This window comes from Rhizobium sp. 2YAF20 (assembly GCF_052114685.1).
GTDB lineage: Bacteria > Pseudomonadota > Alphaproteobacteria > Rhizobiales > Rhizobiaceae > Rhizobium.
In genome coordinates, this window is record NZ_JBFRFF010000029.1 from 75,656 (window position 1) to 90,522 (window position 14,867).

17 protein-coding genes and 4 pseudogenes are annotated in these 14,867 nt (G+C 57.6%); 12 read left to right on the top strand and 9 right to left on the bottom strand.

Annotated elements, in window-relative coordinates; translation table 11 throughout:
* The first annotated feature begins 278 nt into the window (after window positions 1-278).
* Window positions 279-1,703: a sensor histidine kinase gene (locus AB4Z52_RS25870; protein ID WP_442220761.1), complete on the top strand. Its 1,425-nt coding sequence runs from the start codon at window positions 279-281 to the stop codon at window positions 1,701-1,703.
* A complete protein-coding gene (locus AB4Z52_RS25875; RefSeq protein ID WP_442220762.1) occupies window positions 1,700-2,350 on the top strand; it encodes a LuxR C-terminal-related transcriptional regulator in 651 nt (216 codons plus the stop codon). The genes AB4Z52_RS25870 and AB4Z52_RS25875 overlap by 4 nt, the downstream gene beginning before the upstream one ends.
* Here the strand turns inward: AB4Z52_RS25875 and AB4Z52_RS25880 are convergent.
* Window positions 2,344-2,940, bottom strand: coding sequence for a hypothetical protein (locus AB4Z52_RS25880; RefSeq protein WP_442220763.1), 597 nt, complete (start codon window positions 2,938-2,940; stop codon window positions 2,344-2,346). The genes AB4Z52_RS25875 and AB4Z52_RS25880 overlap by 7 nt on opposite strands.
* A 419-nt stretch (window positions 2,941-3,359) precedes the next feature.
* The gene (locus tag AB4Z52_RS25885; protein WP_442220764.1) at window positions 3,360-3,509 is read right to left on the bottom strand and encodes a hypothetical protein; all 150 of its coding nucleotides are present in this window, start codon (window positions 3,507-3,509) and stop codon (window positions 3,360-3,362) included.
* Between the two features lie 249 nt (window positions 3,510-3,758).
* Between AB4Z52_RS25885 and AB4Z52_RS25890 the strand changes: the two genes are divergently transcribed.
* The 6 genes and pseudogenes from AB4Z52_RS25890 (at window position 3,759) to AB4Z52_RS25915 (ending at window position 7,769) form a co-directional block, all read left to right on the top strand.
* Window positions 3,759-4,157, top strand: a complete 399-nt coding sequence (locus tag AB4Z52_RS25890) for a DUF1236 domain-containing protein (protein WP_442220765.1) — start codon at window positions 3,759-3,761, stop codon at window positions 4,155-4,157.
* 151 nt (window positions 4,158-4,308) lie between these two features.
* The gene (locus tag AB4Z52_RS25895; protein WP_442220766.1) at window positions 4,309-4,521 is read left to right on the top strand and encodes a hypothetical protein; all 213 of its coding nucleotides are present in this window, start codon (window positions 4,309-4,311) and stop codon (window positions 4,519-4,521) included.
* A gap of 128 nt (window positions 4,522-4,649) precedes the next feature.
* Window positions 4,650-4,988: a hypothetical protein gene (locus AB4Z52_RS25900; protein ID WP_442220767.1), complete on the top strand. Its 339-nt coding sequence runs from the start codon at window positions 4,650-4,652 to the stop codon at window positions 4,986-4,988.
* Window positions 4,989-5,336: 348 nt separating this feature from the next.
* Window positions 5,337-6,440: pseudogene (locus tag AB4Z52_RS25905) on the top strand (IS630 family transposase); the annotation flags it as partial.
* 446 nt (window positions 6,441-6,886) lie between these two features.
* Complete coding sequence (locus tag AB4Z52_RS25910; RefSeq protein WP_442220768.1) at window positions 6,887-7,324, top strand: hypothetical protein; 438 nt, start codon at window positions 6,887-6,889, stop codon at window positions 7,322-7,324.
* A gap of 235 nt (window positions 7,325-7,559) precedes the next feature.
* Complete coding sequence (locus AB4Z52_RS25915; RefSeq protein ID WP_442220769.1) at window positions 7,560-7,769, top strand: DUF1059 domain-containing protein; 210 nt, start codon at window positions 7,560-7,562, stop codon at window positions 7,767-7,769.
* Window positions 7,770-8,044: 275 nt separating this feature from the next.
* Here the strand turns inward: AB4Z52_RS25915 and AB4Z52_RS25920 are convergent, their stop codons facing one another.
* The 5 genes and pseudogenes from AB4Z52_RS25920 to AB4Z52_RS25940 form a co-directional block, all read right to left on the bottom strand.
* Window positions 8,045-8,380, bottom strand: coding sequence for a hypothetical protein (locus AB4Z52_RS25920; protein WP_442220770.1), 336 nt, complete (start codon window positions 8,378-8,380; stop codon window positions 8,045-8,047).
* A 138-nt stretch (window positions 8,381-8,518) separates the two neighbouring features.
* Window positions 8,519-8,952, bottom strand: a pseudogene (locus tag AB4Z52_RS25925) (SDR family oxidoreductase).
* Window positions 8,892-9,179, bottom strand: a pseudogene (locus AB4Z52_RS25930) (SDR family NAD(P)-dependent oxidoreductase); the annotation flags it as partial. The pseudogenes AB4Z52_RS25925 and AB4Z52_RS25930, both read right to left, overlap by 61 nt.
* 9 nt (window positions 9,180-9,188) lie before the next feature.
* The gene (locus AB4Z52_RS25935; RefSeq protein WP_442220771.1) at window positions 9,189-9,383 is read right to left on the bottom strand and encodes a hypothetical protein; all 195 of its coding nucleotides are present in this window, start codon (window positions 9,381-9,383) and stop codon (window positions 9,189-9,191) included.
* 22 nt (window positions 9,384-9,405) lie between these two features.
* Window positions 9,406-9,933 (bottom strand): DUF4142 domain-containing protein, encoded by a 528-nt coding sequence (locus AB4Z52_RS25940; protein WP_442220772.1) that lies wholly within the window; start codon window positions 9,931-9,933, stop codon window positions 9,406-9,408.
* 163 nt (window positions 9,934-10,096) lie between these two features.
* On the opposite strand from AB4Z52_RS25940, the gene AB4Z52_RS25945 reads away from it, so the two are divergent.
* Window positions 10,097-10,282 (top strand): DUF3008 family protein, encoded by a 186-nt coding sequence (locus AB4Z52_RS25945; RefSeq protein WP_442220773.1) that lies wholly within the window; start codon window positions 10,097-10,099, stop codon window positions 10,280-10,282.
* A gap of 527 nt (window positions 10,283-10,809) precedes the next feature.
* On the opposite strand, the gene AB4Z52_RS25950 is transcribed toward AB4Z52_RS25945, so the two are convergent.
* Window positions 10,810-11,601 carry an SDR family NAD(P)-dependent oxidoreductase gene (locus AB4Z52_RS25950; RefSeq protein WP_442220774.1) on the bottom strand — a complete coding sequence of 264 codons (792 nt, stop codon included), beginning with the start codon at window positions 11,599-11,601 and terminating at the stop codon, window positions 10,810-10,812.
* Window positions 11,602-11,949: 348 nt separating this feature from the next.
* Between AB4Z52_RS25950 and AB4Z52_RS25955 the strand changes: the two genes are divergently transcribed.
* Window positions 11,950-12,783, top strand: coding sequence for a hypothetical protein (locus AB4Z52_RS25955; RefSeq protein WP_442220775.1), 834 nt, complete (start codon window positions 11,950-11,952; stop codon window positions 12,781-12,783).
* A gap of 405 nt (window positions 12,784-13,188) precedes the next feature.
* Window positions 13,189-13,362 carry a hypothetical protein gene (locus AB4Z52_RS25960; RefSeq protein WP_442220776.1) on the top strand — a complete coding sequence of 58 codons (174 nt, stop codon included), beginning with the start codon at window positions 13,189-13,191 and terminating at the stop codon, window positions 13,360-13,362.
* A 132-nt stretch (window positions 13,363-13,494) separates the two neighbouring features.
* On the opposite strand, the pseudogene AB4Z52_RS25965 reads toward AB4Z52_RS25960, so the two are convergent.
* Window positions 13,495-13,789: pseudogene (locus tag AB4Z52_RS25965) on the bottom strand (helix-turn-helix domain-containing protein); the annotation flags it as partial.
* A gap of 304 nt (window positions 13,790-14,093) precedes the next feature.
* Between AB4Z52_RS25965 and AB4Z52_RS25970 the strand changes: the two are divergent.
* On the top strand, window positions 14,094-14,831 hold the full coding sequence (locus AB4Z52_RS25970; RefSeq protein ID WP_442220777.1) for a hypothetical protein: 738 nt from the start codon (window positions 14,094-14,096) through the stop codon (window positions 14,829-14,831).
* Window positions 14,832-14,867 lie beyond the last annotated feature (36 nt).

Here is a 14,867-nt window from a genome sequence, read left to right on the forward strand (position 1 = left end):
CAATGCTTCCTCGCAGCGCACATGCTAGCGTTCCGCTTCGCGGTTCCAAGGGGCTGCGCGACGTTTCACACATTAAATCAATCAGGAGATACATATGGGCACATTACGAGCATCCAATCGGCAGGCCTTGGCAATTGCCAGCGACAACGTGGTACGACGTTCGCAATCGTATTGCGCTTCGGAGATGACGGCGGGTCTTATTTTCACCAGCAATTATTGACGAGTCTCAAAATCGCCATAGCTAGTGGAATGTAGCTTGCCCTTTTCAGAGGTCATCCATGCCAGCGACCTCCCTAGAATCGCCTTTGTCGGTCCGATTTGTTTCCGCCTGGAATAGCCAATCGCTTGCGAGACGATTTATGTTGGCGGGAAGCCTTGTCTCGCTTTTCGCCATGGTCGTAGTGGGGGTATTTGTCACCAACCTTATCGAGGACGCCGTCACGCGCAACTCTGCGGCAACGACGGCGCTTTACGTCGATAGCGTTGTCGCGCCACTGCTTCCGGACATGCAGACGACGCAGGTTCTTGACGATGCGGTCGCCCGTGCGCTGGATGAGACCCTCGGCCAGGGCGCGCTCGGTGCACGCCTGATGTCGTTTCGGCTATGGCGTGGAGACGGCACCATCCTTTATTCCAACGATAAGGAGATGGTCGGAAAGCGCTTCGCGGTCAGTCCAAATCTCAAGTTGGCGTTTTCCGGATCGATGGTTGCAAAGTTCAATCGATTGGACGATAGCCAGGATACGAAAGAAAGGGCGAGCGGCAAGCCGCTTTTGGAGATTTACAATCCGGTTCTGCAGCCCTGGTCGGGCAAGGTTGTCGCCGTTGCCGAATTTTACGAGGTCGCCGAAGGTTTTCAGCGCAGCCTTCAAGAGGCAAGAATTCGAAGCTGGGTGGTGGTTGCGACCTTTACCCTTGTGTTCTTTCTCATCCTCTCTGCCATTGTGTTTCGGGGCAGTCGGACGATCGAGAGCCAGCGGTCAGCTCTGAAACAGCGCATCGGTGAGTTGTCAGCGCTCCTTGAGCAAAACGAAGCGCTCCGTTCCCATGTTCAGCGGGCGTCGCAACGAGCGACAGCCACGAATGAAAGCTATTTGCGGCGTCTCGGCGCTGATCTGCATGACGGCCCAGCGCAACTGATTGCTTACGCAGCACTGAGGATCGACAGCGACGTGCTGGTCAATCCGAAAACGTCCGCAAAGCTGCGCCGGGCGGAACTCTCGTCAATCAAATCCAGTCTCGACGATGCGATGGCAGAGATTAGAAGCATCTGCAGCGGGTTGGTGCTGCCGCAGATCGAGGCCGCAAGCCTGACCGAGATCTTGGATCGCGTTGTGCGAGCACATCAACAACGGACTGGCACCTGCGTGTCACTGTCCAATTTAAAGCAGCCGCCGTCCTTAACGCCGTCTGGGAAAATATGCGTCTATCGTTTCGTGCAGGAGGCCCTCAACAATGCCTTCCGCCACGGCGGGGGCCTGGGACAGGAAGTCAAAGCCATTGCCGACGATCGATACGTTGCGATCGAAGTGAGTGACAAGGGCGACGGGTTCGATCCAGATGAATTGCGCCCTTCGAGCCTAGGTCTGGCAGGCCTGCGAGAACGCATCGAATCCCTTGGCGGAGCGTTCGAAATAAGGACCTCCTGTCATGGAACGACGGTGAGAATGTCGCTGGGAGCCTCAGAGATGGAAAAGGCATGACAGCAGAGATAAGTCTGGCGGTAATTGACGACCACCCGCTCTTCCGGGAGGGAGTCATACGCAGCCTTTTGGAAATAGGAGGCTTTGTCATCCTGGGTGATGGGGGCACGAGGGACGACGCGGTGCGGATCACTGAGACGCTCAGGCCAGACGTTGTGTTGATGGATATCTCGATGCCTGGAGGCGGGGTGGAAGCCATTCAACTCATTCTGGACCGCGTTCCTGATCAGAAGATCATTATGCTGACGGTGTCGGAAACGGCCGACGACGTGACGCGGGCCCTCAACCATGGCGCAAAGGGATATGCGCTCAAGGGTGTCGGGTCACGAACGCTTGCAGAGATAATCCATATCGTTGCATCGGGGGAGACCTATGTCGCTCCGACGCTCGCGGCGCGGATAATATCGGGCGCACCAGCGGCTTCCGCGAAAGCTTACCGCATAGGACAGCTTACCGTTCGCGAACGGGAAGTTCTCGAATTCGTTACACAGGGTCTGAGCAATAAACATATAGCCCTGAAACTCGACCTTCACGAGAAAACCATCAAACATCATATGACACAAATAATGGCAAAGCTTGGCGTCTCGAACAGAACCGAGGCCGCCCTGGTGTCGCGGGACGCAATCGATCGACTTCCAGATCAGTGAATAAATGATCGAAGTCTGCTTTCATCGGCCTTTGACGCAAGTCGGTTTATGATGGTGCGCCCTTTCGAATCCTTCATGACATAGCGCCCATTTTGTATTCTCTCGCTCAGGCCATCAGGGTGTTGCACATCGATCGAACCGTCCGCGCCTATGTGCGAAGCAGCAGATCCTTTCGTCCCACCATTGCTATCGGTGTCGTTATTTTTGCCAGAGCTGTCATTGTTTGATCCGACGCTTCCCGAAAAGGAATTTCCTTTGCCGTTGCCGTTGTCAGATCCTCCGTTTCCGTTTCCGGAATTGCCATTGCCCGCGCTTCCGCTTCCAGAGCCAGCGTTGCCATTCCCGTTGCCGGAATTGCCGTTGCCATTACCGGCGTTGCCGCTATTGCCGTCCTTTGCGATTACCATATCGAGGGCAAATTCGAGGAAGTGAGCTTTGAACATCGGCTGGTAGGGAGCCGCGACAAGGACACCAAATGCGAACGAAAGCAAGAATCCTCTGCGTGAAGGCATCGTAACGTCCTCAAGGTGATCTTTGATGGCGCGAGCCAGGTCGATGTCGTGGTTCCCGGCGCGACGGAAGTCAGCCAACCGCAAACACTATCGGCAGGTTCGGCTGATCTTGGATCTATATTACCAAATGAAATTCAATCAGCTCAGCGACGTTCCCGAAACAATTGCTTTTTCGGACCATTGACGGCCTCTCACCGGACCATAGTCTCATCGATCGTGGGCCGGAAGTCCAACTCCGATTGGACCGAAGCCCGATGCCGGAACCCTCCATTGCCAAATCGCATTTATGCCCGCCAGATCTTGGCGCGTGGCACGACGTTCGTCGATTTGCAACTAAGAGCGGAAGGGAAATGATCTTGGTTCCCCTATGGTATATTTTTTTGGAGCGCACGCGCCCGCCTGGCGCAACGACAGACTTTTCGGCGACTGCATATAGCTTGCAAGTCGCGGTGAACCTTCGCGTTGCTCTGAACATAGTCAGGCCCAGTGAGGACTGTTTACGCTGCGCCGAGCACGTTCTCACTAAAGCAATGCGGTACGGTGAGGCACGCGCCCTCGGTACCGGTCAGCGGTTTGCTGAGGCAGAAAAGATGCTCGATGATGCCCTTATTCTTCTCATGATCGAGATGCGGAACTGCGTTTCTCACTTGCCCCGAGATCGCATCGTCGCGACCGTGATTGCCGATATCCTAAGTGGCGATAAAGCCGACTTTGCAAGCCGTCTGTGGGTCAGCGCTGACGTTGGTCCGTGCGGAATCGGACCAAAGTCTGAGGCCTCGTTGGACTGAAGCCCCAAGCTGGAACGGGTTGATGGAGTTGACGTTTCAACTGCAGCTCCACCGTTCGACGTCTTCTAGGGACTGTCGGTGGAGTTCAACGCAGTCATGGAGAACATCATGCAGATGAAACTTATCGCTATTGTCGCGACCTCGTTGGGCCTGTTGACGGGCGGGGCCCAAGCCCAATCGTCCACGGTCACCGGTGCCGCTGGCGGTGCTGCGACCGGTGCCGTAATCGGAGGCCCAGTTGGAGCTGCCGTCGGCGGCGTTACGGGGGCAATCGTTGGAACGGCGATCGATCCGCCGCCGCAAAAGGTCGTCACCTACGTGCAGCAACAACCGCTTCCCAGCGATGAAGTCGTCGTAAAGGAAAAGATCGTTGTTGGCGAACCCTTGCCGACCTCGGTCGTGGTGACACCCATTCCCGAAGATACTCACTACGCTTACGCCGTCGTCAATCATCAACGCGTGATCGTCCAGCCTTCGTCGCGCAAGGTCGTTCGCGTCATCGACTGACGAATGATGGACGGGGGCCGACGCCCCCGTCCATCGGTATCGGGCCTCGGACGTGCAGAAATCTCTGGACGCCACGGCCCACAGGGTCGGGAGCCAAATCGTCTACAGTCATGCAACGGTCTTTAGTCGGCAGGGAACTAGGAGCAGCAACGTGGAAAAGATTACTTCGCCACAACAACACGATGATTATCCGGAGCGTTGGCTTGATTGCGAATCAGCCGTCAATTCGGCCTTCCGGCAACTGGTGCTGAACGCTGTTTCGGCCGGATGGAGGGAGGCCGAGGTAGCACTCGTGATCGCGGAGATTGCGGATGAATACGTCGTCGAGCTTGCCGATAAACGCAGCCTCCCGACACTAAATTAGGGTTATGCCTACCCGACTAGCTGCATTGATTGAACCGCCCCAACGGCATCCAGGAGACGGGATATTGGTTCGTTGAGGTCTTGTTGGTTGGTTAATAGGCCTGTCATCCATATCCAGAGGAAAGAACGATGTTCGGACGATTCACACGAATTTCTTACATTGCGTTGGCTGGAGTGGCCGCAGCACAGGTGATGTCTTCATCTGCCTTGGCGCAGTACTACAACGATGAGGGCTATGGGCAGCCACGTTGGGACCACAGGCAAGACCAGAATTGGGATCGCCCGCGGGACTGGGACCACGGTGGCTGCAGCCGGCGTGACCTCGTCGACGCCGCGCGCGCCGAAGGCTTTCGACGTATCGATTCCATCCAGATGGACGGTCGACGTATTATGGTCCGTGGTTGGAATGACGGCGGTCCCGACCGCATGTTCTTTGCCAACAGACGCGGTTGCCCCGTTATCGACTAGTTTCACGTCACCGAGATTATGACGGATTGGTCTATGCCGAGAATTGGCAGGTCTTGCGGCGGGATGAGCAGCTGGATGCTGCGAGCCACGCCTGGTTACTTTTGGATCAATCCGCTTTGATCGAGGGTCTTTAGCATCTGGTGGACTGAGGGTGCGGTGACTTTGAAGTAGCGCTGGAAGTCTGCCTCGGCTGGGGCACGGTCATTGATCTGTGAATAGGCCCATATGAAAGGCGAGGTACTGGCCCTGTTTGGCAGTGAAAGGGGCTGGCCTGGCGGGCGTCTTTTAGTCAAGCAATTGATTCATTTTGGATTCATCCAAGGCCCTCCACTATGAAGGGCTTTGTGAATAAACGTACGATATCGAGTCGATCTTAGCCAGGCCGAACGCGACGAGCTTCGCGCTTCGGTGAGTGGCGGCAAGCAGCCAGTACGCCGGCTCAAGCGAATGCAGATCCTGCTGGCAGCGGACGCCGGTGTCAGCGACAATGCCACCGAGGCCTCGGTGCAGACCGGCGGCTCGACCATCTACCGCACCAAAAAACGCCTTGTAGAGATCAGTCTGGAGGCTGCCCTCAGTGAAGAGCCGCGGCCCCGGGCGGCTCGAAAGCTGAGTGGCAAGGAAGAGGTGCAACTGGTCGCTCTGGCTTGCTCGGATCCACCCAAAGGCTGTGCCCGGTGGACCTTGAAGCTTCTGGCCAACGCGCTGCTGGAAGTAGTCGAACATCAAAGTGTCTCGCGCGAAACCATCCGCGGCAGACTGGACGACAACGACTTGAAGCCTTGGCAGAAGAAGATGTGGTGCATCGCCAAAATCGATAGCGAATATATCGCCCGGATAGAGGATCTCCTCGATCTCTACGCCGAGCCGCGTGATCCTAAGCGACCAGTCGTCTGCTTCGATGAAAGTCCGATCCAGCTCATCGGCGAGGTGCGCGTGCCTATCGTGCAGAAACCGGGAAAGCGATATCGCTACCATTCTGAATACAAGCGCAATGGCACGGCCAACCTCTTCGTTATGGTCGACGCCAATAGGTCGTGGCGCAAGGTCAAGGTCACAGATCGGCGCGCCAACGAGGACTTCGCCGTCTGCATGCGCGACCTCATCGACGTCGATTATCCCGACGCCGACCGGGTCCGTGTCGTGATGGATAACCTATCAACCCACACGGCCTCCGCTGTCTATCAGACCTTCCCAGCCGCCGAGGCGCGTCGGATTTTGAAACGTCTGGAATTCCACTACACGCCCCACGCGAGCTGGCTCAATATGGCCGAGATCGAGATCGGTGTCATGCGCCGACAGTGTCTTGACCGCCGCATCGACAACCGCAACCTGCTCAAAACCGAGGTTCAGGCCTGGGAGCGTCGTCGAACCGAAAGTGGCGCTCAAATCCGATGCATGTTCCCGACAGAGCAGGCTCGCGAAAAGATGGCTAAGTCTTATCCAACCCCATTGCTCAACGTCATAATCTCGGTGACGCGACACTCTCCGTTCGAATACTACATTCTGCACGGAATCGCTTTCGAAGGAGCGTTACATGCAGGCTTGGTTCCAAACTTGTTCGGGAGCAGGTCCGGGACGATCAGGGCAGCGTTTATCGTTTTGTCGGCTTGGCCAGCCGGGTCGCCTCTGGCCGCCTCGATGTTGCCGCGCTCGAGCCAGGCGAGTGGATCGTCGAGCCCGATCTGATCTATGCAACGGCGCTGGCCCGCGCGCGAAATCAGACCAAAGTCTGGGGCCTCGCTGGACTGAAGTCCCAAGCTGGAACGGCTTGGATGGAGTTGACGTTTCAACCGCAGCTCCACCGTTCGGTGGAGTGCAACGAACTGATGGAGAGCGTCATGAAGATGAAGCTCGTCGCCGTTGCCGCGCCAGCTATCTGTGAATAGGAGGCCTAGATGAAACACCATGCACTTGAGCAATTGCAGAATGTCGCCAAGGTCAATCACTACTACCCGCACCCTGCAATGTCGCGTCGCGAACGTCTCGACCGCTGGGCGGAGTTGCTCGAACGAAACCCTCACCGACTCCTTTCAACATTGCACGGGACCGAATACCGATCGGTCACGGAGCGTGCAGTCATGCGCGGCGACGGCTCGCCGATCTCGGTGGCGTTTGACGATCCGGTTCTGCGGGCAGCCGGATTGGACAATGATAGCTACGGCGAAGCCAAGCGGTTCTTCGAACTGACGGACAATCAGCTACACAGGCTTGTTTGCCACTGCCATTTCGGGGCAACGTTCAGCGCGTCGAACGCGGCCCATCATATCCGTACGATATCCACTGAAGCACATCGCAGCCTGCTGGCCAGATTGCGTGATATTTTTGTGGGATAGGGCTTCACTTTCCCCAGATCCGTTGTGGAATCGACGTCGAAGCGCCTGAAAGAGGTGGAGTGTTGAGTTCTACGTCGTTTTCACCCTGATTTTCATTGCGCGCTGCGTCGCGGCATGGCCAAAAAGGGACATTCCTAAGGACTTTAAGTCAGGATATCATGTTCGTCAGTCCGATTTACCCGGAACTATTCCTGGAAATCAGATGTTTCCTCTCGACCAAACCAGGAGAGGTCAGATGAAAACGATGACATGCCGCGAACTCGGCGGCGCATGCGATGAGAAGCTCTCTGCACAGACATGGGACGAAATGGTCAAAAAGATGACAGCCCATGTAATGCAGAAGCATCCTGACGTGGCGGAGAAAATGAAAAAAATGCACGAAGAAGACCCCAAAAAGTGGGGCAAGGAAATGAAACGAAAATGGAATGTAGCCCCAGCAGGTTGAACGCCTGAAGCGCTTTCGTGGCTTTTGCCGAGACGCCTGAGAGTAGTTCGTTCTAATCCACCCGCGTGGCTGACCATCACCGAAGGCATCGCGATACTGTTCTGACGTTGCGCGGAACGAAGCCAGGTCTGGGTCAAAACTCGACCTGATGCTCCGTCAGAGCTGGGGTTCGCGTTTGCCGACAGAGGCTCAGATGCGCATCGGAGGGCAGGGCACTTGGAAAATTTCAGTTGGCAACGATCGGCTGCCACTCTGCTCGAATCGCACGCGAAGGTTCACCGAGACTTTGGTAACTCGTTTCGCACGTCGCCGTCGGCGGCACTGTTGCGCCCCGAGGATTGCGCCTTCCATTCCGGGACGTCTTCGCTCTGCACCCAGACCGTCGCCTCACTTCCGGCGCGGCCGTGCTCCAACTTGTAGCTCGCAACCTTCCCGAATAGGGCGAGGTGGTCCATCAACCAGCCCATCGAGATCTCGGGCGGCGCGGAGACGTCCTCCATGGCTTCGCGAGTGACGATGACTAGCCAGTCGGCGTTGCCATCGGTCATGGGAATGTGTGCGTTCTCCCTGGTAATGAACGGTGGCATGTCCTCTCTCATCGACAGCGGCATATGCTTTCCTCTCCGTACCGCGATTAGGCGTGTGGGTCGGCCCGCCGGCAGCAATCCGGTGGTCTCGATGGTGTGTTTGCACTCAGCGAGCCAGATCACATCCTGAAACGGTATCGTCGCCGCAACGACGCCCGGAATTTAAATGATCGGCTTACCGCCGGTGACACCGATCATCGTTCCAGATACGGAGCTGGAGAGTGGGTCGGCCAGCATGGCGTAGGTGGTTGCAAGCTCGGCGGGTTGCCCCGGACGCTTCATCGGAACCTGTTGCCGAAGTTCTTCACCGCATCCTCCGGCATGGTCGAGGGAATGAGCGGAGTCCAGATCGGACCAGGCGCAACCGCGTTGGCCCTGATCCCCTTTTCGGCCTGGAGTTGCGCCAGGCCAGACGTGAAGTTCTGGATCGCTCCCTTGGTTGTCGCATCGGCCAGGTGGCGCAGGAAGCACCGGGCACCGAGGAGCCGCTGATCGAGGCGGTGTCTACGATGGCGCTGCCGGGTTTCATGTACGGGACGGCGGCCTTCGTCAGGTAGAACATCGAGTGGATGTTGACCTTGAGCGTCAGTTCCCATTCTTCATCCGATATGTCTTCGATATCCTCCAAGCTCGCCTGATGGGCGGCGTTGTTCACGAGGATGTCTATGCCGCCGAGTTTGGCACGGGCTTCCTCGATGACATGGCAGCAATGGCCGGCACTTTGGAGGTCGCCGCGCACCAGAACGGCCTTTCGTCCGGCCTCCTTGATCCACCTCTTGGTTTCGTTGGCATCCTCGTCCTCATCGAGATAGGCAATCAGGATGTCGGCGCCTTAGCGGGCATAGGCGGTGGCGACCGCGCGGCCGATGCCGCAATCGCCACCTGTGATCACGGCTTTCTTGCCAGACAGGCGTCCGGATCCGCGATAGCTATGCTCGCCATGGTCCGGAACCGGCGACATGCCATTGGTCAAACCCGGCATGGGTTGCAGCGGCGTGTCGAACGGCGGTCTCGGAAATTTTGGCATGACGATCTCCTTGTCGCTCGCGTTACTTGTTCAGATCCCTGGCCATCTCCAGGTGATGAACCAGGGCAGGGTGCGTCGCTGACGCCCAAGCCTTGAGGGAGGCGTTGTCGCCGCCGTCGCCATAGCGCTTGAAGAGATCGACGGCATCCTTGTGAGCGGCCTCCTGGTCCGAGTGATACTGCTTGGTGAAGTCGTTGCCCTGCTGGCTCTTGAGTTTGTCGAGCATGCTCTGCTGTGAGGACGTCATGGCTGTCGGTAGCGTCGCCTGCACCTTGCCGCTTGTCACGAGGCCCTTCAGTTCGCCGGTGGTTTTCTCATGATCCGTGATCATCTGCTGGGCGAAGTTCTTCGTCGCGGCGTCGGATCGAACAAGCGCGAGCTTGCTGGACTCGATTTCGAACATGTCGCTGGTGGCGGCTTCCACGACAAAATCTTCGGTCTTTGGCGCGATGCCGATCAGGGAATTCACCCCGGTCTTTTCGGCTGCGGACTGGGCGAGGGCCGGGCCAGCCAGTACGAGGGCGAGTGATGCGATGACGATGCGGTTCATGATGGTCTCCCGGTTGTGAGGGAGAACAACTGTCTATGCGGCAGAGTGTTCCCGGCGCTGGCTGACAAAAAGAAGATCCCAGCCGCTTCGGCCTGAGATATGCGGTCTGCGTCCCGGAACCAGCATTGAAGTTGGGCGTTTCGGATGAAAACAGGAGGCCCATATGCCAGCCAAGTCGAAAGCTCAACAAAAAGCCGCAGGTGCAGCCCTTTCAGCAAAACGCGGTGAGACACCGAAAAGTGAACTCAAGGGCGCTTCCAAGCAAATGGTCGAATCGATGAGCGAGAAGCAACTTGAAGAGTTCGCTGCCACGAAGACCAAAGGGAAGCCGGAACATGTCCGAAAATAGTTTGATGGCCGCACCACGTCATTAACTCGCGCACTCGACGCTTTCGTTCCTCTTCGGAAAGGGTCGGGTTGGTCTTCCTCCAAAGCCGGCCGCGCACTACGATTTAGCGGCCGTCCGGCGTTTCGAGGAAAGCACTCGCTTTCGTCAATGATTGGCCTGCTGACCGGGAAGGCGAATCCTTCGACGCACATTCCAATCGATACGACAGGTGAGCTGCAGGACGCTGCTCAGGTCGGCATCAGGCTAGGAACGATGAACCAGCGACAGGATCTCAAGCCACGGGCGCAGTTCTGGTGTTCTTCGGAGTTCCGATGGGCTGAAGATCTTCGAGCGTTGCCCCGACACGACGACTGAAAGGCGCGGTTCGTCGAAATCGGTGTATTTCACCCACGACGCCGACGGCATCGTCACCGAGCAAGTCGTCTTTGCCGCATTCCACCGCGGCAGCCCGCCGCATCTACAGCAGTGAGACCCCCCGAAAGATAGATTGATGATTTGGGCGAGAGGGGTGGACATACGTGAGCCGGTCAGAGCGTGTCGATAAGCCCTCCGTCAACGCGCATCGAAGCGCCGGTCGTTGCGGACGCAAAAGGCGAGGCCAGGTAGGTGACGAGATTGGCGATTTCCTCGACGCTCGCAGCTCGTTGGATGATCGAGCTGCTACGATGTCTCTTGACGAAGTCCGCTGCAACTTCCTCGATCGGCTTCCCCGTCTTCACACGCTCGTCGGCGAGCATCGCCTCGACGCCTTCGGACAGCGTGGGGCCGGGCAGGACGGAATTGACAGTGACGCCCGTGCCAGCCATGCGCTTGGCCAGTCCGCGGGCAACCGCGATGTCTGCAGTCTTGCTGACGCCGTAGTGGATCATCTCGACCGGGATGTTGAAGCCGGATTCCGACGCGATGAAGATGACGCGGCCCCAGTCGTGCTTCTGCATGCCCGGCAGATAGGCGCGCGAAAGCCTGACAGCCGACATCACGTTCACCTGCCAGTGACGGTCCCATACCTCGTCGTCCGCATCGAAGAAGTCGAGCGGTTGGAAGATGCCCGCGTTGTTGATGAGGATGTCCACATGAGGAACTTTGGCGACGAGAGCGTCGCATCCTTCCGCGGTTGCCAGATCGGCTGCGACCGCGGTCACGCTTCCCCTGGCGCCTTCGCCCTTCAGCCGGTCGGCTGCCTTCGCGGTCTTTTCTTTGGACCGTCCGTTGATCACCACGTCCGCGCCCGCCCTCGCGAGTTGACGGACGATCGCGTATCCAATGCCTTCTGTCGATCCCGTGACTAGCGCGGTCTTGCCTGTGAGGTCGATCTGCATCTTCTGCTCCTGTGAGGTTGGATCACAGAACGTATGAACTGGCGAGCGGTCTCGCAACAGTCCATGCCCGGATAATCCTTTCGGGCGGCGGAAGGAGCCGATCGAACCTAATCGGGTTTTTACCGGGCCGCCCGGTCGGCGCGCCACTATCGTCCGGAAGACCAGGGCCGGACTGCGCGATCGTGGAATCCTTCGGGCGATCGTTGAGCCCGGTCGTGATCTTGGGCACTGAAATCATCCCTCATCGAACGGCGTTAAAGCCAGCGGCCCCGCACGAGGCGGGGCCAATCTTCGCTAGCACCAGATACAAGGCGATAGCAAACCTTGTAGGATCTGGGTCAGGCCTAAGTGACCTTTGCCCTTGTTGTCTCCATTGTCGCCGACTTTGCCGCCATCGTTGTCATGGCCCTGATTGCCGCCCTTGCCACCGTCGCCCTTCGAGGCATCGTGACCGTGATCGAAGCCTTTGCCATAGTCGCCGCCGTCATGGTCATTCCGGCCTCACTTGTCGCCACCCTTGCCGGCGACATTCTCATGGCCTCGGCTGTCACCATCGTGACCGTGATCGCCCCGCCCATCGCCGCCCCGGCCGTGATGATCGCCTTCGCCCGAGTGGCCCTTGCCGTCATGGCCGTGGCCATCGTGACCGCCGCGGCCGTTGTGATCGCCGCCATCACCCTTGCCGTGATGGTCTCCTTTGCCGTGGTCATGCCCATGATCTCCCCGGCCATGGTGGTCACCGCCTTTGCCGTCACCGCCGTGATGGTCGCCGTGGTGATCGCCCATTCCATCGTGACCATCCCCGTGGCCATGACCATGACCATGGCCATGGTGATCGCCGTCACCGTTGCCGCCATCGCCGTTGCCGCCGTCGCCATTACCGCCGTTGCCACCGGTGCCGCCCGAATTGCCACCGTCGCCGGAGCCGCTTCCGCCGCTCGAACCGTTGCCCGAGCCGCCGCTGCTGCCCGAGTTGCCGCCGCTTCCGCTGCCGGAATTACTTCCGCCGTTGCCGGTACCGGAATTACCGCTACCACTCGTGCCGCTGCTGGAACTGGTGCCTGCAGATGCACTACTATTTCCACGCGAGCCGCCGATGCCGCCGGCGTTCCGATCGCCGCGGCTGCCGGCCTCGCCGGTCGAATTGTTTGGACCAGAGATCGTCGCTGTCGGCAGGCATAAAGCTGCTTCGATCGATCCGACCGGGGGCTTAATGCAATCTACTACTGACTGAGCTCTTGTCAGACTTGTTCCAGCAAGTAGAATAGTGAAACTCGCCGCTACCAATACTCCATACCGTGTCATGTCGTGACTCTCCCATTTAAGGTTGTCTGTAGTATAAGATTTTGTTAATGATGATGTTAATTACAATAATCTTGATTGATGACCGCGTTGCCTTGCGTGCTAGTAAACGTTCACGGATTATTACTTCTAGGATTAATCGCATTAATCCTTTCGCAACTATCAGCACCTAAAATGACTACCTAAGTCCGCTTCGGAATACCTTTCCGACCACTTTAAGTCAGTGTTTTTGCGTTCGCTTTTCTTGCTGTGATTAGTTCGAAAGAATGGAGCGCTGCGGCCTCAATGCCCCAAGCGACGCTCACTATCGGCGCGCCGGTGGGCTTCGTGTCGGCATGCCATTGCTATTCCTGGGCGGGCATGCGCGGCATCAAGGACGAGATCCTTGGTGCGGTGTCTGGCATCAGGGGCGACCTCGGCGGGCTCAACGAGTGCATCGCCCGCATGCATAAGGCGTAAGCGTCAAAACAACACAACTTTAGCGCTTGACCAATGTATATTCAAAGCGCCTAATATTAATGCAGACATAGATTGAAATAGCATCCCCATTACTTGACCCGTCACCACTCTCGGTGGCGGGTCTTTTTTTGTTTCGGCAAGCTTCTCGGCTGCCAAGGTTGGACCGAAATCGGCATAGCGTTCGCGAACCAGCGTCACCGCATAATCCCGAACACTCGCTGATCCGATTGTTCGACGGCCGGCCGATCGCCTTGTGCCGGATCGACGCCGCACCCGTTGTCCGTATCCTGTCTAAAAGCCGATGCACCTGGCGCGTGCTCAAGCCAAGAACATGTGCCGCCGTCACCAGCGTCATGCGACCATCAACAACCTTCGACAGAACTTCGATCCGTTGCAGATCGCGCTCGCTCATCGCTATCAATCCCATCCGCAAGCTCCCAGCCATCAAAACGCGGGGAGTGTGACACTTCTACTTTGCAGAAACAGGACACTTCAACTTTGCGGTACAAACAAATGTCAAATCTGATTAGGGGCGGGACGCCGCCGGCCATTTAGAACTGCGACACTGGCTCTGACGATCAGCCCCCGATCCGACCGGCTGGGCCGGGTTGAAAGGGCGGAGCGGGGGCGGGTGGGATGCAACCTCTTCGGCTTTAGCTTTCTCACTAGCAATTGTTCTTTTGCCGCTCGATACTCGCTGGCACTTGCATGGCGCAGGGTAGGGCCGCACGATGCTTCCGGAAATCAACCTGCAGGGGCACGTCGATGTCGCCGCGCTGTCACCGCTTCTTCGCGGCATGCTTCTTTCGGTTGCCTATGCTGACGGTGAGGGTGGCATAGGATTGACTGCGACCGGCGCCATGAACCGCAAGTTCGTGCATTGGGCCGCTGTGCACTTCCTCTGGCCAGGCTTCACAGCCGAAGACCTCTACAACATGAACAAGGTGCTCAATGAAAGCGACATGCCGCCGCTTTGGGTCGTGCGCGACATGGCCCGTCATCTGAAACTTCTTCGCCGGAAAAAGGACGTGCTGCTGCCAACCAAACGCGGCCGGGAGTTTTTGGTGAACCCGCAAGCCTTCTTCGATCTGGTCGCCACGGATTATCTCTATTCGTATGTCCACGCCACCGAGCGGGAAGAGGAGGTCCGAGCGCGGTTACGCTGGTGGCGCATGTTCCTCAATCTTCTCAATATCAAGGCAAGAGAAGGATGCACGCCAATGGACGTTGTGAAGATCCTCTATCCAGACCTGGCGGCTCTGTCGGACACCGAGATGACCATAGAAGCCTGGAAGTTGAAATCCGATCTCCAATATGGCGTCTTTCGACGCTTGTGCTGGCTCGGTTTGCTCTATGAGGCACGAGAGGGGCTCACGCTCTTCCAGGACGGATCCTTCCACAAGACGCCACTTTGGCCCGCCTGCCTGCAATTGGAATCAGATACGCAGAGCGACATCGGCGTGCATTGACGCTCGTTATTCCGCCACTGGTTGCCTCAATAACGC